Source organism: Pseudomonas hunanensis (assembly GCF_013393325.1).
GTDB classification, from domain to species: domain Bacteria; phylum Pseudomonadota; class Gammaproteobacteria; order Pseudomonadales; family Pseudomonadaceae; genus Aquipseudomonas; species Aquipseudomonas putida_P.
Map to the genome: position 1 here is coordinate 157,526 of NZ_QJRC01000084.1, position 20,394 is coordinate 177,919.

Consider the following 20,394-nt stretch of genomic DNA (forward strand, 5'->3'; position numbering starts at 1 on the left):
TCATCGACCGCGCAGGAAGAGTTTGTCCAGGTCGTCCAGGCCCATCTGGGTCCAGGTGGGACGGCCATGGTTGCACTGGCCGCTGCGCTCGGTGTTTTCCATGTCGCGCAGCAGGGCGTTCATCTCGGGAATTGCCAGGCGCCGGTTGGCGCGCACGGCGCCATGGCAGGCCATGGTACCGAGCAGTTCGTTGAGGTGCGCCTGAATACGGTCGCTGGTGCCGTATTCCATCAAGTCGGCCAGCACGTCCTGCACCAGGCGGTTGGCCTCGGCCTGCTTGAGCAAGGCCGGGATCTGGCGAACCGCCAAGGTCTCGGGGCCCAGGCGTTGCAATTCGAAGCCCAGGCGCTGGAACCACTGAGCATGCTCTTCGGCACAGTCGGCCTCACGCTGGCTCAGGGCCAGGGTTTCCGGCACCAGCAGCGGCTGGCCACTGAGGCCCTCGCTGGCCATGGCCACCTTGAGCCGCTCGTACATGATCCGCTCATGGGCGGCGTGCATGTCCACCAGCACCAGGCCGACGGCATTCTCGGCCAGGATGTAGATACCCTTGAGCTGCGCCAGCGCGTAGCCAAGCGGGGGAATGTCACCTTGGCTTTCGGGCAAGGCCGTCGCAGCTGCGGCACCGTTGTCCAACGGCTTGTAGAACTCGCGATACACCGCCTGCGCCTCGGCGGCCGGCAGCGGCTGCGAAGGACGCGGGGTGTACTGGTACTGGTAACCGGCGCCACTGCCGCCATTGGAAAATGACTGTTGCGGGGCTCGCGGCTGTTCGAGCACCGGCGAGGCCAGGCGCATTTCACCCTGGGGGCCGAACTCACCAGCCTGCTGGCCAGTGGGGCGAGCCAGCTCGGGCACGGCGGCAGGCGCGGCCAGTTGGTCTTCCGGGCGAACATCAGCCAGGGCTCGGTGCAAAGTGCCATACAGGAAATCGTGCACCGAGCGCCCTTCGCGGAAGCGCACTTCATGCTTGGTCGGGTGCACGTTCACATCGACGCCGTTGGGCTCCAGCTCCAGGAACAGCACGAACGTGGGGTGACGACCATTGAACAACACATCGCGGTAGGCCTGGCGCACGGCGTGGGCGACCAGCTTGTCGCGCACCGCACGGCCATTGACGAAGAAGTACTGCAAGTCGGCCTGGCTGCGCGAGAACGTCGGCAGGCCAACCCAGCCCCACAGGCGCAGGCCGTTGCGCTCGACGTCGATCGGCAGCGCCTGCTCCATGAAGCCAGGGCCGCAGATGGCACCCACCCGCCGTGCACGGGCGGTTTCGTCGTGAGCCTCGTGCAGGCTGAGGATGCTCTTGCCGTTGTGGCGCAGGTGGAAGCCGACATCGAAACGCGCCAGCGCCAGCCGGCGGATCACTTCCTGCAGGTGGTCGAATTCGGTTTTTTCGGCCTTGAGGAACTTGCGCCGGGCCGGGGTATTGAAGAACAGGTCGCGCACTTCCACCGAGGTCCCGACCGGGTGCGCCGCTGGCTGCACCCGTGGGGTCATGTCGCGGCCTTCGGTTTCCACCTGCCAGGCCTCGCTGGCACTGGCAGTACGGGAGGTCATGGTCAAACGCGCCACCGAGCTGATCGAGGCCAGCGCCTCGCCACGGAAGCCCAGGCTCATGACGCCTTCCAGGTCCTCCAGCTCACGAATCTTGCTGGTGGCGTGACGCGCCAGGGCCAGCGGCAGGTCATCGGCAGAAATACCGCTGCCATCGTCCCGTACCTTCAGCAGCTTGACGCCGCCCTGCTCCACTTCCACATCGATGCGCCGGGCACCGGAGTCCAGGCTGTTTTCCAGCAATTCCTTGGCGACAGAAGCCGGCCGCTCGACAACCTCGCCGGCGGCAATCTGGTTGGCCAGCCGCGGGCTAAGCAGCTGAATGCGCGAACCGCCGCTCATTATTGCGCCGCCAGGGTCGTGGCGGGTACATCAAGGCGTTGGCCGACCTTCAGCTCATCGGTCTTGAGGCTGTTGGTGCTGCGCAGGCTGGCCACGCTGACCTGGTAGCGTACAGCCAGCATCGCCAGGGTTTCGCCAGGCCGGACGGTGTGCTCACGCGGCCCAGCCGCAATCTTGCCGGTGTCGCGCAGCCAGGCGATATAAGTGCCTGGCGGCGGGTTCTGCTGGAAGTACTGGCGTACACCGGTGTGGATCGAGCGGGCCAGGGCTTGCTGGTGGCTCGCAGTGGCCAGCTTGGCGGCTTCGTTGTTATTCGAAATGAACCCGGTTTCAACCAGGATCGACGGAATATCCGGCGACTTCAGCACCATGAAGCCGGCCTGTTCCACGCGCTGTTTGTGCAGCGAGGTGACACGCCCCATGTTGCCCAGCACTTTCTGCCCCACATTGAGGCTGGAGCTGAGCGTGGCGGTCATGGAGAGGTCGAGCAGCACCCCCGCGAGCATACGGTCCTTGTCGTCGAGGCTGACGTTACCCGCACCACCGATCAGGTCGGAGCGGTTTTCCGTGTCGGCCAGCCAGCGCGCAGTCTCGGAAGTGGCGCCGCGGTCGGACAGGGCAAATACCGAGGCGCCAAAGGCCGCACGCGACGGCGCGGCGTCGGCGTGGATCGAAATGAACAGGTCGGCGCCCTTCTTGCGGGCGATTTCCGTGCGTTTACGCAGTGGAATGAAGTAGTCGCCAGTGCGGGTCAGCTCCGCCCGGAAGCCGCGTTCGCTGTTGATCTGGCGCTGCAGTTCCTTGGCGATCTGCAGCACGATGTCTTTTTCATGCTGGCCACGCGAACCGGATGCACCGGGGTCTTCGCCACCGTGACCGGCATCGATGGCCACAACGATTTCACGCTTGCCGCTCGGCACCGGTGGCAGCTTGATGGCAGGCTGGGCCGGGCTTACCGGCACCGCAGGCGTGGTCGCAGGTGTTTGTACCGGGGTCGGGGCAGGAGGTGGCGCGCTGGCTGCAATGGCGTCGGCTTCCTGGTCGTACAGGTCGACCACCAGGCGATTGCCGTACTGGGCATTGGGCGCCAAGGTGAAGCTTTTTGGGGTAACCGACTTTTTCAGGTCGACCACCACGCGCAGGTCGGTCGGGGTACGTTGTGCCGAACGCACGCTGCTGATCGGCGTGTTGGAGGTGGCCACGTTCAATGGCGCGGCCAGGGTCGCACCATTGATGTCGATAACCAGACGATCCGGTGCGCTCAAGGTGAAGACGCTGTGCTGCACGGGGCCAGACAGGTCGAAGACCAGCCGCGTGTTGTCTGGCGCGCGCCACAGGCGCATGCTCTTGACTTGTGTGACGGCCAGAGCGTCAACGGTCACCGTTGTCAGCAGCAGCCCAACGATGGCGACCAGTGCGCGTATGCGCATACCTACCCCACTTACTGTTTATAGTGTTCGGCCAGTGCCACGCACCAGGCCTCGCCGCGAGCCCCCTGCGGCGAAAGGATCAGCGAGCGTCCGCCCGCTTGGGGGCTTATGGTAATGGTCAGGTCAGGCTTTGGCAAAACGCCCGCACCCTTTTGTGGCCACTCGAACAGGCACAGCGGGTCGCCCTCGAAATAATCACGAATACCCATGAACTCAAGCTCCTCCGGGTCGACCAGGCGATACAGGTCGAAGTGAAAGGCTCGGACCTCGCCGATTTCGTAGGGTTCGACCACGGTAAAGGTCGGGCTTTTCACTGCACCAGTATGGCCCAGGCCACGGATCAGCCCCCGGGAAAGCGTAGTCTTGCCCGCCCCCAGGTCGCCTTCAAGAAAGATCACGCCGCGACCACCGGTCACCTCGGCCATTTTTGCACCGAAGTCGACCGTGGCCGCTTCATCGGCCAGAAACAGATTTAAGCCAGACACGCAGAATGCTCCTCCAACAACTCACGAATGACCGGCGCCAGATCACTGGCCGCCAGGCCTCTACCTTTTACCCCCAGACGCTCGCCCGCACAGGCGTGCAGCCATGTTCCCAAGCAACCCGCGCTCCAGGCGTCCAGGCCTTGGGCCAACAGTGCCGCCAGCACGCCGGTCAGCACGTCGCCCAGCCCGGCGCCAGCCATCGCCGGGTGGCCGCGCTCGCATAGCGCCAGTTGCCCGGCCGGTGCGGCCACCAGGGTGCCGGCACCTTTGAGTACGCAGACGCTGTTGTAACGGCGCGCCAACTTGCGCGCAGCCCCTGGGCGGTCGGCCTGCACGGCCTCGGTGGAAATGCCCAGCAGCCGCGCCGCCTCCCCCGGGTGAGGGGTGAGGATACTGCCACTGGGCAAGGCCAGCGGGGTGCGCGCCAGCAAATTCAGGGCATCGGCATCCCACACCTGCGGCCGCTCGGCGTTGGCCACCGCCGACAACAGGCTGCGGCCCCACGCCGCCTGCCCGAGGCCCGGACCGACCACCAGCACCGAGGCGCGCTCCAGCACGCCCATCAGCTGGTTGGCCGAACTGGCGCCAAGGCACATGACTTCGGGCAGGCGCGCCAGGCTGGCCGCTACATGCTCCGGCCGGGTTGCCACGCTGACCAGCCCGGCCCCGCAACGCAGGGCGGCTTCGGCACTGAGCAATACGGCGCCACCCGTGCCGAGGTCGCCACCGACCACCAGCACATGGCCAAAGTCACCTTTATGGGCAAGCGCGTGGCGTGCCGGCAGGTGCGCCACGGTCACGCTGCTGAGCAATTGAGGGGCATTGCTGGGGTGTTTGGTCTGCGGCATGGGGTCAAAGGCTCCAATGTCTGGCAGAATTATACGCACCTGAGCCCGTATTGCCTTGCCCATCCATGTCCGCCTCTACACCTGACCTCGCCCAACTGGCCCAATCGATCAAGATTTGGGGCCAGGAACTCGGTTTTGCCCATGTTGGCATCGCCGGGGTTGACCTTGGCGAACACGAACACCACCTGCAGCGCTGGCTCGACGCCGGCTACCAGGGCGAAATGGAATACCTGGGCGCCCACGGCAGCAAAAGGTCACACCCCGACCAACTGATCCCCGGCACGGTACGCGTGGTCTCGCTGCGCATGGACTACCTGCCTGGCGACACACAAATGGCGCAGCGCCTGGCACAACCGGAAAAGGCCTACATTTCGCGCTATGCGCTGGGCCGGGACTACCACAAACTGGTGCGCAAGCGCGTGCAGTTCCTTGCCGATCGTATTCAGGAAGCCATCGGCCCGTTCGGGTACCGCGCCTTCGTCGACAGCGCCCCGGTGCTGGAAAAGGCCTTGGCCGAACAGGCCGGGCTGGGCTGGATCGGCAAGAACACGCTGTTGCTCAACCGCAAGGCGGGTAGCTATTTCTTCCTTGCCGAACTGTTTGTCGACCTGCCGTTGCCGGTGGACGAAGCCACCACCAGCGAGCACTGCGGGCGGTGCCAGGCCTGCCTGGACATCTGCCCGACCCAGGCGTTTGTCGGGCCCTATGTGCTGGATGCACGGCGCTGCATCTCGTACCTGACCATCGAGCTGAGGGGCGCGATCCCTGTCGAGCTGCGCGCGAAGATGGGCAACCGGGTGTTCGGTTGCGACGACTGCCAGATCGTCTGCCCCTGGAACCGCTTCGCCAAGCACAGCCAGGAGCAGGATTTCCAACCACGGCACGGGCTGGAGAATGCCGAGTTGGCGGAAATGTTCCTGTGGGATGAACGCACCTTCCTGCGCAAGACCGAAGGTGGGCCGTTGCGGCGGGCGGGGTATGAACGGTTCTTGCGCAACCTGGCGGTGGGGTTGGGCAATGCGCCGTCCACGATTCCAGTGATAGAGGCACTGAAGGCGCGGCGTGAAGATGCATCTGAGCTGGTACGCGAGCACGTTGAATGGGCGCTGGCCCGACACGACATTCAGTAGCTGGGGCCGCGGCGCGGCCCAGAATTCACTGCTGGTCGTTGTAGTGGAACTTGGGCATTTCCCAGTGGAAGCGAATCGCCAACAGGCGCAGCAGGAAACCGCCAAACAAGGTCAGCAGCATCGCCTGCTCCGCCGGCACCTTGAAATACACGCAGCCCAGATAGAACCACGCCGCCGCGAACGACACGCTGGCATACAGTTCGCGACGGAACACCAGCGGGATGTCGTTGCAGAAGATATCCCGCAGGATGCCGCCAAACACCCCGGTGATCACCCCGCTGATGGACGCCACCAGCATGCCCTGCCCCATTTCCAGCGCCGTCATGCAGCCAATCAGGGTAAACGCCACCAGCCCCAGGGCATCGAGCACCAGAAACAGCGAGCGCAGGCGGCGCATCATCGGCGCAATGAAAATAGTCAGCAGCGCCGCAAAGCTGGTCAACACGAGGTACTCGGGGTGCTTCACCCAGGTCAGCGGGTAGTGCCCGAGCAGCACATCACGCACCGAGCCGCCCCCCAGGGCGGTGACGCAGGCAATCAGCACCACGCCGAACCAGTCCATGCCGCGACGCCCGGCAGACAGCGCGCCAGTCATGGCTTCGGCGGTGATGGCAACGAGATAGAGCATCAACAACATGGTGCGGGTCCGTGCAGGAAAGGCGCGCAGTCTAACCAGTTGCCCAAGGCACCAAAAGGGGGCGCAGACACAATATCTGCGCCGTTTCGGATCACAGCTTGATGAAGTGCTCGCGGTAGTGACGCAGTTCGGCGATCGACTCGCGAATATCGTCCAGCGCCAGGTGGGTATTGCCCTTCTTGAAGCTGTCACGCACATTCGGCGCCCAGCGCGCGGCCAGCTCCTTCAGAGTGGAAACATCCAGGTTGCGATAGTGGAAGTAGTTTTCCAGGTTGCGCATGTGACGGTAGAGGAAACGGCGGTCCTGGCAGATGCTGTTGCCGCAGATCGGCGACTTGCCTTTGGGTACCCACTGTTCAAGGAAGGCGATGGTCTGCGCCTCGGCTTCAGCCATGCTGACCTTGCTCTCGCGCACGCGCTGGGTCAGGCCCGAAGCGCCATGGGTGCGGGTGTTCCACTCATCCATACGCGCCAGCACGTCGTCACTGTGGTGGATGGCGATCACCGGCCCTTCGGCCAGGGTGTTCAGCTCGCTGTCGGTGACGATGGTTGCCATTTCGATGATGACGTCGCTGTCTGGATCCAGGCCGGTCATTTCCAGGTCGATCCAGATCAGGTTCTGTGGGTTTTGCATGCAGGGGCTCCTCGTATAGCCCGTCATAGTAGCCTAGTGGCCCAGGCACGCCCATTCACCGCTCAAAGGTTAGCGGAATAGTCCAGCGCCTGGCGTGCTAAACTGCCTGCCGTTTTCAATGCCCCACCCCGGGCCTTTCTCACGGTACCTTCATGGCCAAACGCCAGCTCAATCGCCGCCAGAACTGGCGGATCGAAAAAATCCAGGGCGAGCGCGCCGCTCGTGCAGCCAAACGCGAGCAGCATGCGCTGCAGGAACTGGAGGGAGGCGACCTGGGGCCGGAGCAACTGGGCCTGGTGATCGCGCACTTCGGCGTGCAGGTAGAAGTAGAAGCCCAGGACGGCGAAGGCGCAGGCCAGGTATTCCGCTGCCACCTGCGCGCCAACCTGCCGGCGCTGGTTACCGGCGACCGCGTCGTGTGGCGGGCGGGCAACCAGGGCATTGGCGTGATCGTGGCGCAGATGCCTCGCAGCACCGAGCTTTGCCGGCCGAACAACCACGGCCAGCTGAAACCGGTGGCGGCCAACGTCGACCTGATCGTGATTGTCTTTGCCCCGGCCCCGGAGCCACACCCGAACCTGATCGACCGCTACCTGGTAGCTGCCGAGCACGCCGGCCTGCGCCCGCTGCTGCTGCTGAACAAAGCCGACCTGATCAACGACGAGAACGGCCCCGGCCTGCATGCACTGCTGGAGGTCTACCGCGAACTGGGCTACCCGCTGCTGGAAGTATCGGCACACCAGGGTGACGGCATGCAGCGCCTGCAACAGCAACTCGACGGTCACATCAGCGTGTTCGTCGGCCAGTCGGGGGTGGGCAAGTCATCGCTGGTCAACAGCCTGCTGCCAGACGCTGGCACTCGCGTCGGCGACCTGTCGGAATGGTCGGGCCAAGGCACTCACACCACCACCACGGCGCGGCTGTACCACTTCCCGAACGGCGGCGACCTGATCGACTCGCCGGGTATTCGTGAGTTCGGCCTTGGCCACGTCAGCCGCGACGACGTGGAAGATGGCTTCATCGAGTTCCGTGACCTGTTCGGTACATGCCGTTTCCGCGACTGCAAGCATGACCGAGAACCGGGCTGTGCGTTGCTCAAGGCCCTGGACGAGGGGCGTATCAAGCCGCAGCGCATGAACAGCTACCGCTCGATCATCGCCAGCCTCACAGAAGACAGCTACTGACTGGGCGGCGGGCCAGAGCAATCTGTAGGATTTATTACCGAGCCGTGTAGGACGGCTCTGGTTTCGCCGTCATCTATTGCCCACACGTCCGCTTTCCCTGATGGTCATGGCTTCTATCAGGGAGGGTAACCGCCATGCCGGTTCTTATCAGCTACCGCCACGAAGTGCGGCTCGACGCCTTTATTCTCAACGAGCGCCTGCTGCTCGAAGGCATCCCCACCCAAGTGGTGCAGTTGGACTGCGACGGGCAAACCCATGACGACCTGTATGGCAGTTTCTGCCAGCAGATGAACGATGCCACCCACTGGATCGGAGTATTGCCGACCGATACCAACGACGCCTGGTGGACCGCCTGGCTGCTGGGGGCGGCAGCGATTACCTGCCGGCGAGTGAGTTTCTTCCGCAAAGGTTCAGGCGCACTGCCGGTTTGCCTGAGCAAATGGCCGGCCATGCGCGAACGTACGCATATCGACCTGTTCGTGCGGGCTTATCATGACGAACGCATGTTCGAGCGAGCCATGACACTGCCGCCGGGGCGCGGCTCTTGCACTGACAGGGATAATGCAGCCTTCTTTCATGCTGATCTCAAGGCCAAGATCAGGCGGGGGTTCTGACGGAGATGCAGCCGCAAACACCGGCTACGCCGGTGATCGCGAACCCCCTGGATGTTGAGCAAGACAGTTGTGCCCGCGAAATGCCGGGCTTACTGGTCCTTGGCCTCATCCATCTTCAACGTACCATCCTCGAAGATGTTCAGTTTCTGGCGCAGTTCGCGCGGCTGCATCGGTGCCTGTTCGGCCTCGCCACCCGTCCCCGATGCAGCTGGCGCGGCCGGTGCCGAAGCCCCTGGCGCAGCGTCATTGGCTGGCGGTGCGGCAGGCGGGGCGGCCGGTGCCTCCGGCGCTCCCTGCTCACCCTCGATGTTGCGCTGGGCCTTCTTGGTCAGCACGATGATGTCGATGCGGCGGTTGACCGGGTTGAACGGGTCCTTGCGGTCGAACAGCGACGACGAGGCGTAGCCCACCACCCGCGCCACCTGGCCGTCCGGGTAACCACCGGCCACCAGCGCACGACGTGCGGCGTTGGCGCGGTTGGCCGACAGCTCCCAGTTACCGAACTCGCCAGTGCCGGCATACGGCTTGGCATCGGTGTGGCCGCTGATGCTGATCTTGTTCGGCACCGCCTTGATGGTGTCGGCCATGGCCAGCAGGATGTCTTCGAAGTACGGCTGCAGGCGCGCACTGCCAATGTCGAACATCGGCCGGTTCTCGGCGTCCATGATCTGGATACGCAGGCCGTCCTGGGTGATCTCGAACAGAATCTGGTCCTTGAACTTCTGCAACTGCGGGTTCTCTTCCACCTTGTTCTGCAGTTCTTGCAGCAGCAGTTCCAGGCGCTCACGCTCCACCTGCTCGGCCATGGTCTCGACCTGGTCCTTGCTCAGTTGGGTGGTGGACTCTTGCGTCGGTTCGGCCTTCACTTCCGGGTTGATGGTCTTTTCCGGTGCCAGCTCAGGCGAGCCGCCCAGGTCGATGACGTAGGGCGTGCCGCTTTCCGAAAAGCCGATCGGGTCTTTGAAGTAGCCGGCAATAGCGATCTTCTGTTCTGGCGTGGCCGTGGACATCAGCCACAGCACCAGGAAGAACGCCATCATCGCCGTGGCGAAGTCGGCGAAGGCGATTTTCCAGGCGCCGCCGTGGTGGCCGCCGCCAAAGCGCTTGACGCGCTTGACGATAATGGGCTGGTTGTTTTCCATGACTCAGCGACCGCGAACCGCTTGTTCCAGTTCGGCGAAGCTTGGGCGGTGCTTGGGGTACAGCACCTTGCGCCCGAACTCGACCGCCAGCGAAGGCGGCATGCCCGAGGCAGAGGCCACCAGCGAAGCCTTGATCGATTCGTACAAGTTCAGCTCTTCCTTGGCGTCGTGCTCCAGGCACTTGGCCAACGGGCCGAAGAAGCCGTAGGCCGCCAGAATACCGAAGAAGGTACCGACCAGCGCCGCACCCACGTGCATGCCGATGGCCGCCTGGTCACCTTCGCCCAGCGAGGCCATGGTCACCACGATACCCAGTACCGCCGCGACGATGCCGAAGCCCGGCATGCCGTCGGCGATGCCGGTCACCGCGTGCGACGGGTGCTCCAGCTCTTCTTTCATGCTCAGCAGTTCCATGTCGAACAGGCCCTCGAGCTCGTGCGGGGCCATGTTGCCGGTAGACATGATGCGCAGGTAGTCGCAGACGAACGCAGTCATGCGTTCATCGGCCAGTACCGTCGGGTACTTGGCGAAAATCGGGCTGGCGGCGGCGTCCTCGATGTCGGCCTCGATGGCCATCATGCCTTCGCGACGGCTCTTGTTGAGGATCTCGTACACCAGGCCCAACACCTCCAGATAGAAGGCATGGCTGAAGCGCGAGCCGAACATTTTCATCGACTTCTTGATGACGTGCATGGTCATGTGGCCAGGGTTGGCCTGCAGGAACGCACCAAAGGCCGCACCGCCAATGATCAGTACTTCGAACGGCTGGATCAGCGCTGCGATTTTGCCGTGGGAGAGCACGTAGCCGCCGAGCACGCTCGCGAATACGACGATGATGCCGATAATTTTAGCCATAGGTTCAAAGCACTTGCTGTCGTGGTCAGGGGAAGAGACGGGAGCTTTAAAACTCTTCTTCTACTTATCGGCAGAACTGCGCCAGACTATAGCCACTCAATGCGAAAAGCCAGTTCGGACTGATGTCAAAATGCCAATTGAAACCAAGGTGCCCGCTCAGGCCCCGCGTACGTTAGAGGCCTGGGTAAAGCTGCTCGAGAGTGTTCGCATCCCCGTGCCGAAGCACAGCTACGACCGGGTCATGGCCGCCATAAACGATAGCCGCCGCTCGCTGCGCGATATCGCCGAACTGATGCAGGACAGCCCGGCACTGGTGCTGTCGGTGATGCGCGAAGCCAATCACCCCACCAATGCCAGCCTGGCCGAGCCCGCCGAAAGCCTGGAAGTCGCACTCAACCGTCTGGGCCTGGAGCGCAGCGAACAGCTGCTCAGACGCCTGCCAGCGTTGCCTGTGGAAGAAATCCCGCCGGTACTGTGCCAGTTCCAGATGATCAGCCAGCACGCCGCACAGCAGGCCAGTGGTCTGTTCGCCAGCCGCCTGGCACGGCTCTGGCAAGAAATTCACTGGGGCAGCCTGCTGTTCCTTTCGCCACTGTGGCCGCTGGCGCTGGCCTACCCCAAGTTGCTCGATACCTGGGAGTTGCGGGTAATCCACAAGGGGGAGGCCGCAGCAGGGGTGGAGGAAGAACTGTTTGGCGTGCGCATCATGGCGCTGTGCCAGACCATGGCCGAGTACTGGCGCCTGCCACAATGGGTCACCCAGGGTTACCGCCTGCTGCTGGAAGAACGCGATCAACTGGCCCAGGTGCTGAACATCGCCCGCGACGAAGACCTGCTCAGCCAGCAGCACCGCCTGGACGCCGAGCCCGGCCTGCGGCGCTGGTTCAACCAGCCGGCCAATACCGTGTTGCTGGCCAACAACCTGGCCCTGGCAGCACAGGTCGGCTGGGACAACCCACACTTGCTGCGCTGGCAACTGCTGACTGCGTTGTACCTGCAGACCTCGCTGGAAGACGTGCAGCAGCAGGTGCACCAGCAGGCCGCTGCCAGCGCCCGCCGCCACGCCCGACATGCCTTGTTCCATCCGGCAGAAGCGTTGATCTGGCCGTGGCACCAACGCCGCCCGCACCCGGACATGCTGGCCCCGCCACCGCCCAGCAGCGACGACCTGGCACGCTGGCGCACACTGTGCCAGGACCTGCTGGCCCAACCCAGCCCGTTCACCAACACCGTACACCTGGCCACCCAGGCCCGCGAGGCCCTGCTGGCCTGCGGCATGCAACGCATCATGCTGTTGAGCCTGGACAAGGCCAGTGACTACCTGCGCGTACAGCAGATTGCCGGCCTGCCCAAGGAAGCCGGGGCTTTGGCCCTGCAGGTGTCGCAGAACAAGCTGCTGCAAAAGCTGATGAGCCAGGCTGGGCAACTGCGCATAACCCCGGAAAACCACAGCCAGTTTTCGGCCCTGCTGCCCGCCCCGCTGCGTGCCTTGTTCCGCAGCGAGCATGTACTGCTGCGTTCATTGGCGGTGAACGACCAGGTGCTGATGCTGCTGGTGGCCGACCAGGGCTGTCGGCCCTTGGCCGATATCAGCGTGCAAGCTGTCGGCAAGACCGCGCAATGCATCGAGCGCGCCCTGTCGGTGTTTGCCAACCGCAAGGGCTGAGCCTTGCGCTACAATCGCCCCTCTTTCCACACTGGAGACCGTGGATGACTGACTTTTCCGGCCTGCCCCTGGTGATCGAAGCTGCAGACCTGCTGCCACGCCTGGATTCGCCGCAGCTGATCCTGGTCGACCTGAGCAGCGCCAACCGCTATGTCAGCGGGCATATCCCCGGCGCACGCTTTGTCGAAGGCAAGCGCACCCAGCTTGGCCAGCCGCCCGCGCCCGGCCTGCTGCCGGCCCTGGGCGAACTGGAAAAACTGTTCAGCGAACTCGGCCATCGCGACGACGCCGTATATGTGGTGTACGACGATGAAGGCGGCGGCTGGGCGGGGCGTTTCATCTGGCTGCTCGATGTGATCGGGCACAAGGGCTACCACTACCTCAATGGCGGTATCCAGGCCTGGCCGGCAGATACGCTGTCCACTGAAGTGCCCGCCAGCGGCAACGCCCCGGTACGCCTGCGTATCGACAGCGCCCCCACGGCCACGCGCGAGTACCTGCAAAGCCGCCTGGGCGCCGATGACCTGGTCATCTGGGACGCGCGCGGCCCGCAGGAATTCAGTGGCGAGAAAGTGCTGGCAGCCAAGGGCGGCCACATCCCCGGTGCGATCAATTTCGAGTGGACCGCCGGCATGGACCTCAACGACCACCTGCGCATTCGCCAGGACATCGCCGACGTCCTGCTGGAGCTGGGCATCACACCGGACAAGGAAGTGATCACCCATTGCCAGACCCACCGCCGCTCCGGCTTCACTTATCTGGTGGCCAAGGCCCTCGGCTACCCACGCGTCAAGGCTTACGCCGGCTCGTGGAGCGAATGGGGCAACCACCCGGACACGCCTGTAGAAGTTTAAGGAACCTGCATGAAATCCCGTTTGTTCATCATCAGCCAGTACCTGCTGCCGCACCACCTGCTGTCGCGACTGGCCGGCTGCGTCGCCGAGTGCCGCGCACGCTGGTTCAAAAATGCCTTCACTGCCTGGTTCGCCAAGCGCTATCAGGTCAACATGAGCGAAGCGCTGGTCGAAGACCTGAGCGCGTACGAGCATTTCAACGCGTTCTTCACCCGCGCCCTGAAGCCAGGCGCCCGCCCGCTGGACGAAACCCCGGGCGCCATCCTGTGCCCGGCCGACGGTGCTGTCAGCCAGCTCGGCCCGATCGAGCACGGCCGCATCTTCCAGGCCAAAGGCCACGGTTTCAGCGCGCAAGAGCTGCTGGGCGGTGACCCGGCCATGGCCGCGCCGTTCATGGGCGGCGAGTTCGCCACCATTTACCTGTCGCCCAAGGACTACCACCGCGTGCACATGCCGCTGGCCGGCACCCTGCGTGAAATGGTCTATGTGCCGGGCCGCCTGTTCTCGGTCAACCAGACCACCGCAGAGAACGTTCCCGAGCTGTTCGCTCGCAACGAGCGTGTGGTCTGCCTGTTCGATACCGAACGTGGGCCAATGGCTGTGGTGCTGGTTGGCGCGATGATCGTTGCCTCGATCGAAACCGTATGGGCCGGGCTGGTCACGCCGCCAAAGCGTGAGCTGAAAACCTTCCGTTACGACGAAGCCAGCCGCGCGCCGATCCATCTGGAAAAGGGCGCCGAGCTGGGCCGCTTCAAGCTGGGCTCGACCGCCATCGTGCTGTTCGGGCCGGAGCAGGTGAAGTGGGCTGAAAGCCTGGGTGCTGGTTCTGCAGTGCGCATGGGGCAACTGCTGGCAGAGCCTGTACAGGCTTGACTGCGGTTTTTGCTTTGAAGTGGCTGGCGCGGTTTATTTAGCGCCTGTGAGATCGAGCGCCACCCGCGCGGCGCTCGATCTCACAGGCACTGAAGATACAACGACAAACTAGCCGCGCGCGTCGCGGTCGCGTAGGCCCAGCAGGTACAGCACGCCATCCAGCCCCAGGGTAGAAATAGCCTGCTTGGCCGATTGGCGCACCAGCGGCTTGGCACGGAACGCGACACCCAGCCCAGCCAGCGACAGCATCGGCAGGTCGTTGGCACCATCCCCCACGGCAATGGTCTGCTCCAGCTGCAAGCCTTCTTCGTTGGCCAGCTTTTGCAACAGCTCGGCTTTGCGCTGGGCGTCGACGATCGGCTCTACCGCCACCCCGGTCACCTTGCCATCGACCACTTCCAGCTCGTTGGCGAACACATAGTCGATACCCAGGCGCGCCTGCACCTGGCGGGCGAAGTAGGTAAAGCCACCGGACAGGATCGCAGTCTTGTAACCCAGGCGCTTGAGCTCGGCGAACAGGTTTTCGGCACCCTCGGTCAGGCGCAGCGAGGCACCGATTTCGTCCAGCACCCCCACATCCAGGCCCTTGAGCAGCGCCATGCGCTCCTTGAAACTGGCGCGGAAATCCAGCTCCCCGCGCATGGCACGCTCGGTGATCGCCGCGACCTGCTCGCCCACACCGGCCGCCTTGGCCAGCTCGTCGATGACTTCAGCCTCAATCAGCGTGGAATCCATGTCGAACACGGCCAGGCGGCGGTTGCGGCGGAACAGGTCGTCTTTCTGGAAGGCGATGTCGATGCTCAGCGCTTCAGCCAAGGCAAAGAAATCGGCACGCAGGGCCTGGGCATCGCTCGGTACGCCGCGCACGGAAATCTCGACGGCTGCCTTGCCCTTGTCGGTTTCGGCGTCCAGCGCCACACGGGCCGACAGGCGCTCGATGCGCTCGATGGTCAGGCCGTACTGGCTGATCACCGCACTCACCCGCTGCAACTGCTCGGGGGTGATCTTGCGGCTGAGCAGCGTAACGATGTGGCGCGCTTCGCCATGGCCATCGGCCCAGTGCTGGTAATCCGCCTCGGAAATAGGGGTGTAGCGGGCCTGCAGGTTCAGCTCGTGGGCCTTGGCCTGCACGCTTTGCAGCAGGGCAGTCGCCACTTCGTTGTCCGGGATATCGACCAGGATGCCAAACGACAAGGTGCCGTGCATGACCGCCAGGCCGATGTCGAGGATACTCACACCGCCCTGCAGCAGGACGCCGGTGATAGCCGCAGTGAGACCGGGACGGTCCTCACCGGTGATGTTGATCAGGACGATTTCGCGCACAACCTGGCTCCGACTTCGATGAAAAATGCGCATTCTACCGATTTTCCATGACCATCGGGCGCCAACGATACTTTGCCGACAAAACCCGGCTCGCTATACTCCCCCCACTTTCATGCCATTAAGAGCCGAGCTCAGTGAACCGGCCCACGCCAGTCAAACCAGATAACTTCTTCCTGATGATCTATCGTGCCCTGAGTCAACGTCGCGTGCCGCTGGCACTGCGCATCGCCTGCACCAACATCTTCCTGGTGGCGCTGGCGCTGGTGATCTACGCCTGCGTGATGGGCCTGCAGTTCAAGCAGGCCATGCATGAGCAGGCCGATGCCCTGGGGCAGAGCCTGACCACCCAGACTGCCACGTCGGCAACCGAGCTGCTGGTGTCGAACGACATCCTCAGCCTCAATGTGCTGCTCGGCAACCTGGTGAAAAACCCGCTGGTGGCCCATGCGGCGATCTACAGCGTGGACAACCGTATCCTCGCCGAAGCTGGCCAGCGCCCGCGCAACAGCCTGTTGGGCGAAGCCGAAGGCCTGTACCAGACCAAGATCACCTTCCAGGACGTGACAGCCGGGCAGTTGCGCATCAGCCTGGACATGAGCCAGTTCCAGCAGCCGATGTTGATCAGCCTGCAGAGCATGGGCATTCTGGCCGCGATTCTGCTGGCCCTGGCCTTGGCCCTGAGCTTGCGTCAAGGCCGCTACATCACCCTGCCGCTGCTGCAACTGCGGGTATGGCTGCGCGACCCACAGCCCTATACCCCGGCCACCGACCGCCAGGACGAGATTGGCGACATCGCCCGCCAGCTGCATGCACGCCTGGCTCCACCGCCGCCGCCAGAACCAGAGCTCGAGGAAGACGACGACGAGTCGTTTGACGACCTGCACGAAGCTGCCCCCCCCGCCAAGGCCGCGCCGCGCGCCAAGGTTGTCGCCGTGGAAGACGAGCATGACGACGAAGCCTTCGCCGGCCTGCTGGACGACGACCCTGCGCCCAAAGCCGCCGCGCTGGTCGAGTCCGATGAGCCGCAGTACAGCGCCGTACTGGCCGTGCAGCTGGGCTCGCAGGAGCAACTGCGCCGCCTGCCACGCACACGCCTGACCGAGCTGACCGAGCGCTACCGCGACTGCCTGGAGCACGCGGCCTCACTCTACGACGGCGAAACCCACACGCTCGACGATGGCAGCACCCTGGTGCTGTTCCACAGCCGCGAGTGTGGCGAAGACTATCTGACCAACGCCATTTGTTGCGGCGAGCTGTTGCGCGCCCTGGGCCATGCTCTGCAGATCGAAGTGGCCGACAGCGGCATCACCTTGCAGCTGCAACTGGGCCTGGTGCTGGGCAACGACCTGCATGGGCTGGAACTGGTTGATCTGCTGATGGCCGAGAAGGTTCAGGATGCTTTGGCACTGTCGCAGCACAGCCGCAACCTGTTGTTGGTGGAGCGGCAGATCAGCGATGACGCGCTGATTCGTCAGCGCGCCCGCATTCGTCCGATTGCCAGCCCAGAAGGCGCCTGCTGCGTGGAGCGCCTGATGGAGCCCTACCCGTCGATGCTGGAACGGCAGCTGGCGCGGATGCACGAGCGCAGGGCCTGACAGCTATGGAAGCGGCCTCTCTGTAGAGGCAAAAAAAAGCCCGCATGATCGCGGGCTTTTTCGTACCTGGCAGTTCGATCAGAACCGATAAACTTCCATATCGGTACGAATCGGGGAGGCCATCGGGATCTTGGATTTCTCCGGTGCCTTCTTCACCTGTACCGGCGCAGCGGGCTTTTTAGGCGACTCTTCGGCAATCGCCGGCTGGTTGGCCAGCGGCTTCAGCGCTGTGCTCAGCTGTTCGGCCAGCTTCTGCAGCAGTTGGCCCTGAGCCTGAACCTGCGACGATTCGCTGCCCTCGTGCGGCTGTTCGAGGTGAACGATACGGTTGTCACGCACATGGCCACGGCGGTCGAGCAGACGCCACTGGGCATCCAGTATGGCCGGCTGATCCTTGCCCGAGTCCAGGCGAGTGATCGACAACAACACCTGCACGTCCGGGCTGAAGCCCGTGGTCGCCGGTGCCAGCACAACGCGTTGGCTGTCCAGACGCCAGGCCAGTTGGCGCACCAGCAGTTGGTCGATATCCGACGAAAGGCTGCCAGCCCAACGGCCGTCGGTCGCCGCACTCAGGCTGCCATCGGCTTGACGCTGCAGAAAGGTTTCACGCTGCAGGTAATCGGCCACCGATACCGGGCCGAGCACCACGGCCATGCCCGCACTCTGCGAAGGCTGGCCAGGATCACCACTGTCGAGCTGGTACAGGGCAACCGGCTGATGCATGGTGCACCCGCCAAGGCCCAGCAGGCCAGTCATCAACAGCGCAAATGGAAGGCGCAGAAATTTCATCATCCCATCCAGGCGGCCGCCACAAGGCACACCGCAGTGATACATGTAGATTCAAACGGGCACACGACTACGTCGGCACCGCAAGGGCCATATCATCCGCGAAATAACCGTCCGACTCCAGCATTTCTGCCCGGAACGGCGCTGAAATTGCCGTTCCAGACATTTCTGGTCGTTACGCCGGCACTTCCACCTGCAACCCATCGACGCGCTGGAACCCGCGTGGCAGCTTGCTGCCGCGCCGCCCACGCTCGCCCTTGTAATGCTCCAGATCGTCCCCTTTCAAAGACAGGGTACGCTTGCCGGCCTGCAATACAAGGGTTGCACCTTCGGGAATCACGGCCAGATCGGTGACAAATTCTTCACGGCTGGCCACCCGATCGCCGGGCACGCCAATGATCTTGTTGCCCTTGCCTTTACCCAGCTGTGGCAGGTCGCTGACCTTGAACACCAACAGGCGACCTTCGGTGGTCACCGCCGCCAGCCAGTCCTGCTCGCGGTCCGCCACCGGGCGTGGGGTCATGACCTTGGCGCCGTTGGGCAGGCTGAGCAAACCTTTGCCGGCCTTGTTCTTGGCCTGCAGGTCTTCACCTTTGACCACGAAGCCGTAGCCGGCATCCGAAGCCACCACGTACAGCGCATCGTCATCAGGCAGCAGTACGCATTCGAAAGTGGCCCCCGGTGGCGGTGTCAGGCGGCCTGTCAGCGGCTCGCCCTGGCCACGCGCCGATGGCAGGCTGTGGGCGGGCAGCGAGTAGCTGCGCCCGGTGGAATCGATCAGCACGGCAAACTGGTTGGAGCGCCCGGCCGCAGCGGCCTTGAAGCCGTCGCCAGCCTTGTAGGAAAGGCCGGTGGCGTCGATGTCATGGCCCTTGGCGCAGCGCACCCAGCCCTTCTCGGAGAGCACCACGGTGACCGGCTCGGTCGGCATCAGCTCGTTTTCCGACAGGGCCTTGGCTTCGGCGCGCTCGACAATTGGCGAACGGCGATCGTCGCCATAGGTTTCGGCATCCTTGATCAGCTCGCTGCGCACCAACTTGCGCAGTTTGGCCTCGCTGCCCAGCAGGGCCTGCAGCTTGGCTTGCTCCTTCAGCAACTCGTCCTGTTCGCCGCGGATCTTCATTTCTTCCAGGCGCGCCAACTGCCGCAGGCGGGTCTCGAGGATGTAGTCGGCCTGGATTTCGGTGAGTTCGAAGCGGGCGATCAACGCCTGTTTGGGGTGCTCCTCGGTACGGATGATGTGGATCACTTCATCCAGGTTGAGGAACGCGGTGAGCAAACCGTCCAACAGGTGCAAGCGCTTCTCGACCTTATCCAGACGGTGCTGCAAGCGACGACGAACGGTATTGGTACGGAACTCCAGCCACTCCACCAGGATGGTTCGCAGGTTTTTCAACTGCGGCCGGCCGTCGAGGCCGATGATATTCACGTTGACCCGGTAGGTGCTCTCCAGGTCGGTGGTGGCAAACAGGTGCTGCATCAGCTCGTCGGCATCCACGCGATTGGACCGAGGGATGATGACGATACGGCACGGGTTTTCGTGGTCCGACTCGTCGCGCAGGTCGGCGACCATCGGCAGCTTCTTGGCCTGCATCTGTGCGGCGATCTGCTCCAGCACCTTGGCCCCGGAGACCTGGTGCGGCAGCGCGGTGACAACGACGTCGCCATCCTCGACACGGTACACGGCGCGCATGCGGATCGAGCCACGGCCACTTTCGTACATTTTGAGGATTTCGGCCCGTGGCGTGACGATTTCGGCCTCGGTCGGGTAATCCGGCCCCTGGATATGCTCGCACAGCTGCTCGATGGTGGCCTTGGGCTCGTCGAGCAGGCGCACGCACGCGCTGGCTACTTCACGCAGGTTGTGCGGCGGCACGTCGGTGGCCATGCCCACGGCGATACCGGTGGTGCCATTGAGCAGGATATTGGGCAGGCGCGCCGGTAACACGGCCGGCTCCTGCAAGGTGCCGTCGAAGTTCGGCACCCAGTCCACGGTGCCCTGGCCGACTTCGCTAAGCAGCACTTCGGCGTAGCGCGACAACCGCGCTTCGGTGTAACGCATGGCGGCGAATGACTTCGGATCGTCCGGCGCACCCCAGTTGCCCTGGCCATCGACCAGGGTATAGCGGTAGCTGAACGGCTGCGCCATCAGCACCATGGCCTCGTAGCAGGCCGAGTCGCCGTGGGGATGGAACTTGCCGAGCACGTCACCGACGGTACGCGCCGACTTCTTGTGCTTGGAATCGGCATCGAGCCCCAACTCGCTCATGGCGTAGACGATGCGTCGCTGCACCGGCTTCAGGCCGTCGCCGATGTGCGGCAAGGCGCGGTCCATGATCACGTACATGGAGTAGTTGAGGTAGGCCTGTTCGGTGAAGTCAGCCAGCGAGCGGCGTTCGACACCGTCCAGGCTGAGTTCCAGTGAGTCGCTCATGCGGG

18 protein-coding genes are annotated in these 20,394 nt (G+C 63.8%); 7 read left to right on the forward strand and 11 right to left on the reverse strand.

Features of this window, described 5'->3' with window-relative positions:
* Genes mutL through DM807_RS11875 form a run of 4 tightly spaced genes read right to left on the reverse strand, consistent with a single transcriptional unit; the run spans position 1 to position 4,662 of the window.
* Entirely contained in the window at positions 1 to 1,899 is a 1,899-nt protein-coding gene (mutL, locus tag DM807_RS11860; protein ID WP_012274459.1) for a DNA mismatch repair endonuclease MutL, read from the reverse strand.
* Positions 1,899 to 3,329, reverse strand: a complete 1,431-nt coding sequence (locus DM807_RS11865; RefSeq protein WP_060493949.1) for an N-acetylmuramoyl-L-alanine amidase — start codon at positions 3,327 to 3,329, stop codon at positions 1,899 to 1,901. Before DM807_RS11865 ends, mutL begins: the two co-directional genes overlap by 1 nt.
* Before the next feature lie 11 nt (positions 3,330 to 3,340).
* Positions 3,341 to 3,799: a tRNA (adenosine(37)-N6)-threonylcarbamoyltransferase complex ATPase subunit type 1 TsaE gene (gene tsaE / locus DM807_RS11870; RefSeq protein ID WP_256667174.1), complete on the reverse strand. Its 459-nt coding sequence runs from the start codon at positions 3,797 to 3,799 to the stop codon at positions 3,341 to 3,343.
* Positions 3,800 to 3,801: 2 nt separating this feature from the next.
* Positions 3,802 to 4,662 carry an NAD(P)H-hydrate dehydratase gene (locus DM807_RS11875; protein ID WP_041166606.1) on the reverse strand — a complete coding sequence of 287 codons (861 nt, stop codon included), beginning with the start codon at positions 4,660 to 4,662 and terminating at the stop codon, positions 3,802 to 3,804.
* Between the two features lie 65 nt (positions 4,663 to 4,727).
* Between DM807_RS11875 and queG the strand changes: the two genes are divergently transcribed.
* Entirely contained in the window at positions 4,728 to 5,792 is a 1,065-nt protein-coding gene (gene queG, locus DM807_RS11880) for a tRNA epoxyqueuosine(34) reductase QueG (protein ID WP_012274463.1), read from the forward strand.
* Between the two features lie 25 nt (positions 5,793 to 5,817).
* Here the strand turns inward: queG and DM807_RS11885 are convergent, their stop codons facing one another.
* Together DM807_RS11885 and orn are read right to left on the reverse strand one after the other, a co-directional pair.
* Positions 5,818 to 6,429 carry a trimeric intracellular cation channel family protein gene (locus tag DM807_RS11885; protein WP_012274464.1) on the reverse strand — a complete coding sequence of 204 codons (612 nt, stop codon included), beginning with the start codon at positions 6,427 to 6,429 and terminating at the stop codon, positions 5,818 to 5,820.
* A 91-nt stretch (positions 6,430 to 6,520) separates the two neighbouring features.
* Positions 6,521 to 7,063 (reverse strand): oligoribonuclease, encoded by a 543-nt coding sequence (gene orn / locus DM807_RS11890; RefSeq protein WP_012274465.1) that lies wholly within the window; start codon positions 7,061 to 7,063, stop codon positions 6,521 to 6,523.
* A gap of 152 nt (positions 7,064 to 7,215) precedes the next feature.
* On the opposite strand from orn, the gene rsgA reads away from it, so the two are divergent.
* Both rsgA and DM807_RS11900 read left to right on the forward strand, forming a co-directional pair.
* Positions 7,216 to 8,247, forward strand: coding sequence for a small ribosomal subunit biogenesis GTPase RsgA (rsgA, locus tag DM807_RS11895; RefSeq protein WP_012274466.1), 1,032 nt, complete (start codon positions 7,216 to 7,218; stop codon positions 8,245 to 8,247).
* A gap of 134 nt (positions 8,248 to 8,381) precedes the next feature.
* Positions 8,382 to 8,861: a hypothetical protein gene (locus tag DM807_RS11900; RefSeq protein WP_012274467.1), complete on the forward strand. Its 480-nt coding sequence runs from the start codon at positions 8,382 to 8,384 to the stop codon at positions 8,859 to 8,861.
* Between the two features lie 89 nt (positions 8,862 to 8,950).
* On the opposite strand, the gene motB is transcribed toward DM807_RS11900, so the two are convergent.
* Together motB and motA are read right to left on the reverse strand one after the other, a co-directional pair.
* Positions 8,951 to 10,003 (reverse strand): flagellar motor protein MotB, encoded by a 1,053-nt coding sequence (motB, locus tag DM807_RS11905; RefSeq protein ID WP_012274468.1) that lies wholly within the window; start codon positions 10,001 to 10,003, stop codon positions 8,951 to 8,953.
* A gap of 3 nt (positions 10,004 to 10,006) precedes the next feature.
* Positions 10,007 to 10,858, reverse strand: coding sequence for a flagellar motor stator protein MotA (gene motA, locus DM807_RS11910; RefSeq protein ID WP_012274469.1), 852 nt, complete (start codon positions 10,856 to 10,858; stop codon positions 10,007 to 10,009).
* A gap of 130 nt (positions 10,859 to 10,988) precedes the next feature.
* Here motA and DM807_RS11915 point away from each other — a divergent pair, with 130 nt between their 5' ends.
* From DM807_RS11915 to asd, 3 genes are read left to right on the forward strand one after another with little or no spacing between them, the layout of a single operon-like run.
* Positions 10,989 to 12,524 carry an HDOD domain-containing protein gene (locus DM807_RS11915; protein WP_179027405.1) on the forward strand — a complete coding sequence of 512 codons (1,536 nt, stop codon included), beginning with the start codon at positions 10,989 to 10,991 and terminating at the stop codon, positions 12,522 to 12,524.
* A gap of 44 nt (positions 12,525 to 12,568) precedes the next feature.
* Positions 12,569 to 13,378 carry a rhodanese-like domain-containing protein gene (locus DM807_RS11920; protein WP_060493954.1) on the forward strand — a complete coding sequence of 270 codons (810 nt, stop codon included), beginning with the start codon at positions 12,569 to 12,571 and terminating at the stop codon, positions 13,376 to 13,378.
* Positions 13,379 to 13,387: 9 nt separating this feature from the next.
* Positions 13,388 to 14,251, forward strand: coding sequence for an archaetidylserine decarboxylase (gene asd, locus DM807_RS11925; RefSeq protein ID WP_060493955.1), 864 nt, complete (start codon positions 13,388 to 13,390; stop codon positions 14,249 to 14,251).
* A 108-nt stretch (positions 14,252 to 14,359) separates the two neighbouring features.
* Here the strand turns inward: asd and serB are convergent, their stop codons facing one another.
* Positions 14,360 to 15,574, reverse strand: coding sequence for a phosphoserine phosphatase SerB (gene serB / locus DM807_RS11930; protein ID WP_012274473.1), 1,215 nt, complete (start codon positions 15,572 to 15,574; stop codon positions 14,360 to 14,362).
* Positions 15,575 to 15,708: 134 nt separating this feature from the next.
* On the opposite strand from serB, the gene DM807_RS11935 reads away from it, so the two are divergent.
* Positions 15,709 to 17,169 (forward strand): AhpA/YtjB family protein, encoded by a 1,461-nt coding sequence (locus DM807_RS11935; RefSeq protein WP_041166607.1) that lies wholly within the window; start codon positions 15,709 to 15,711, stop codon positions 17,167 to 17,169.
* A 78-nt stretch (positions 17,170 to 17,247) separates the two neighbouring features.
* Here DM807_RS11935 and DM807_RS11940 read toward each other — a convergent pair whose 3' ends face one another.
* Together DM807_RS11940 and parC are read right to left on the reverse strand one after the other, a co-directional pair.
* Positions 17,248 to 17,958 (reverse strand): PqiC family protein, encoded by a 711-nt coding sequence (locus DM807_RS11940; protein ID WP_041166608.1) that lies wholly within the window; start codon positions 17,956 to 17,958, stop codon positions 17,248 to 17,250.
* A gap of 172 nt (positions 17,959 to 18,130) precedes the next feature.
* Positions 18,131 to 20,389 carry a DNA topoisomerase IV subunit A gene (gene parC / locus DM807_RS11945; RefSeq protein ID WP_012274476.1) on the reverse strand — a complete coding sequence of 753 codons (2,259 nt, stop codon included), beginning with the start codon at positions 20,387 to 20,389 and terminating at the stop codon, positions 18,131 to 18,133.
* Positions 20,390 to 20,394 lie beyond the last annotated feature (5 nt).

Excerpts from the sequence above, each read along its gene's own strand:
- asd (WP_060493955.1), top strand. The coding sequence starts at position 13,388 with ATGAAATCCCGTTTGTTCATCATCAGCCAGTACCTGCTGCCGCACCAC.
- DM807_RS11915 (WP_179027405.1), top strand. The coding sequence starts at position 10,989 with ATGCCAATTGAAACCAAGGTGCCCGCTCAGGCCCCGCGTACGTTAGAG.
- DM807_RS11865 (WP_060493949.1), bottom strand. The coding sequence starts at position 3,329 with ATGCGCATACGCGCACTGGTCGCCATCGTTGGGCTGCTGCTGACAACG.
- motA (WP_012274469.1), bottom strand. The coding sequence starts at position 10,858 with ATGGCTAAAATTATCGGCATCATCGTCGTATTCGCGAGCGTGCTCGGC.
- DM807_RS11920 (WP_060493954.1), top strand. The coding sequence starts at position 12,569 with ATGACTGACTTTTCCGGCCTGCCCCTGGTGATCGAAGCTGCAGACCTG.
- DM807_RS11885 (WP_012274464.1), bottom strand. The coding sequence starts at position 6,429 with ATGTTGTTGATGCTCTATCTCGTTGCCATCACCGCCGAAGCCATGACT.
- rsgA (WP_012274466.1), top strand. The coding sequence starts at position 7,216 with ATGGCCAAACGCCAGCTCAATCGCCGCCAGAACTGGCGGATCGAAAAA.
- orn (WP_012274465.1), bottom strand. The coding sequence starts at position 7,063 with ATGCAAAACCCACAGAACCTGATCTGGATCGACCTGGAAATGACCGGC.
- parC (WP_012274476.1), bottom strand. The coding sequence starts at position 20,389 with ATGAGCGACTCACTGGAACTCAGCCTGGACGGTGTCGAACGCCGCTCG.
- DM807_RS11875 (WP_041166606.1), bottom strand. The coding sequence starts at position 4,662 with ATGCCGCAGACCAAACACCCCAGCAATGCCCCTCAATTGCTCAGCAGC.
- DM807_RS11940 (WP_041166608.1), bottom strand. The coding sequence starts at position 17,958 with ATGAAATTTCTGCGCCTTCCATTTGCGCTGTTGATGACTGGCCTGCTG.
- mutL (WP_012274459.1), bottom strand. The coding sequence starts at position 1,899 with ATGAGCGGCGGTTCGCGCATTCAGCTGCTTAGCCCGCGGCTGGCCAAC.
- DM807_RS11900 (WP_012274467.1), top strand. The coding sequence starts at position 8,382 with ATGCCGGTTCTTATCAGCTACCGCCACGAAGTGCGGCTCGACGCCTTT.
- queG (WP_012274463.1), top strand. The coding sequence starts at position 4,728 with ATGTCCGCCTCTACACCTGACCTCGCCCAACTGGCCCAATCGATCAAG.
- motB (WP_012274468.1), bottom strand. The coding sequence starts at position 10,003 with ATGGAAAACAACCAGCCCATTATCGTCAAGCGCGTCAAGCGCTTTGGC.